Origin of the sequence: Methylobacterium sp. CCH5-D2, from assembly GCF_001556475.1 — a bacterium.
Taxonomy (GTDB): domain Bacteria; phylum Pseudomonadota; class Alphaproteobacteria; order Rhizobiales; family Beijerinckiaceae; genus Methylobacterium; species Methylobacterium hispanicum.
Map to the genome: position 1 here is coordinate 1 of NZ_LSIX01000540.1, position 1673 is coordinate 1673.

Annotated in this window: 1 protein-coding gene; it reads left to right on the forward strand. The window is 69.8% G+C overall.

Translation table 11 applies throughout. The features are described 5' to 3' along the window. A partial coding sequence (locus tag AX737_RS13835; RefSeq protein WP_156453710.1) for an efflux RND transporter permease subunit occupies window positions 1–1673 on the forward strand: 1673 nt, incomplete at both ends.

Here is a 1673-nt window from a genome sequence, read left to right on the forward strand (position 1 = left end):
CACCCGCATCATCGAGGAGGAGCTCAACGGCATCCCGGGGCTGATGTACTTCGAGAGCACCAGCGACACGTCCGGCATGGCGCAGATCACGGCCTCGTTCGCGCCGGGCTCCGACCCGTCGAAGGCGACGGTGGCGGTGCAGAACCGGATCAAGCGCATTGAGGCGCGCCTGCCCCGCGCCGTGACCCAGCAGGGCGTCATCGTCGAGGAGGCCAGCACCAGCTTCCTCCAATTCGTGACCGTCTCCTCGAAGGACGGCACCATGAGCGAGACCGACCTCGGCGACCTTGCCGCCCGCCGACTGCTAGGCGAGTTGCGGCGCGTGCCGGGCGTCGGCCGCGCCACCCTGTTCTCGTCCGAGAAGGCGCTGCGCATCTGGATCGACCCGGTCAAGCTCGTCGGCCTCGGCATGACGCCGGGCGACGTGACGGCCGCGGTCGGCGCGCAGAACGCGCAGGTCGCCTCGGGCGTCGTCGGCGCCCAGCCGGCGCGGGAGGGCCAGCGCATCGCCGCCAACGTGCTGGTGAAGGGGCAACTGACCACGCCCGCCGAGTTCGGGGAAATCGTGCTGCGCGCCAACACGGATGGCTCGTTAGTCCGCCTGCGCGACGTCGCCGAGGTCGAGCTCGGTGGGCAGTCCTACACGATGCAGACCCGCCTCGACGGGCGCCCCGCCGCCGGCATCGGCATCCAGCTCGCCCCGGGTGCGAACGCCCTCGCCGCCGCCAGCGGGGTGAAGGCGAAGCTCGCCCAGCTCCAACGCACGCTGCCGGCCAACGTCCGCGTGAGCGTCCCCTACGACACCACGCCTTTCGTCGAGGTCTCGATCAAGAAGGTGCTGATGACGCTCGCCGAGGCTATGGCGCTCGTCTTCGCGGTGATGTTCCTGTTCCTCCAGAACGTCCGCTACACCCTTATCCCGACCATCGTCGTGCCGGTGGCCCTGCTCGGCACCTGCGGCGCGCTGCTGCTCGCCGGCTTCTCGATCAACGTGCTGACGATGTTCGGCATGGTGCTGGCCATCGGCATCCTGGTCGACGACGCCATCGTCGTGGTCGAGAACGTCGAGCGGATCATGTCCGAGGAGGGCCTGCCCCCGCGGGAGGCCACCGCCAAGGCCATGGGCCAGATCACCGGGGCCATCGTCGGCATCACATCGGTGTTAGTCGCGGTGTTCGTGCCGCTTGCCTTCTTCCCCGGCTCAGTCGGCGTGATCTACCGCCAGTTCGCCGTCAGCATGGCGACCTCCATCGCCTTCTCGGCCTTCCTGGCGCTCTCGCTCACCCCGGCACTCTGCGCCACGCTTCTGAAGCCCATCGAGGCCGGGCACGGCCACGACAAAGGCGGTTTCTTCGGCTGGTTCAACCGCCGCTTCCGGTCCGGCACGCTGGCCTACCGCTCCGGCGTCGCCGGGCTGCTGCGCCGGCCGGTGCGGGCGCTCCTCGTCTACGGCCTGCTCGTCGCCGCCCTCGGCTGGGGCTACTTGCGCATGCCGTCGAGCTTCCTGCCCATTGAGGACCAGGGCTACGTCATCGTCGACGCGCAGACGCCGCCGGAATCGGCCACCGGGCGCACGCTCGACGTGGCCAAGCGCATCGAGGCGCATTTCGCCCGCGAACCCGGCATCGACAGCCAGACCCTGCTGCTCGGCTTCGGCTTCTCCGGCCAGGGCC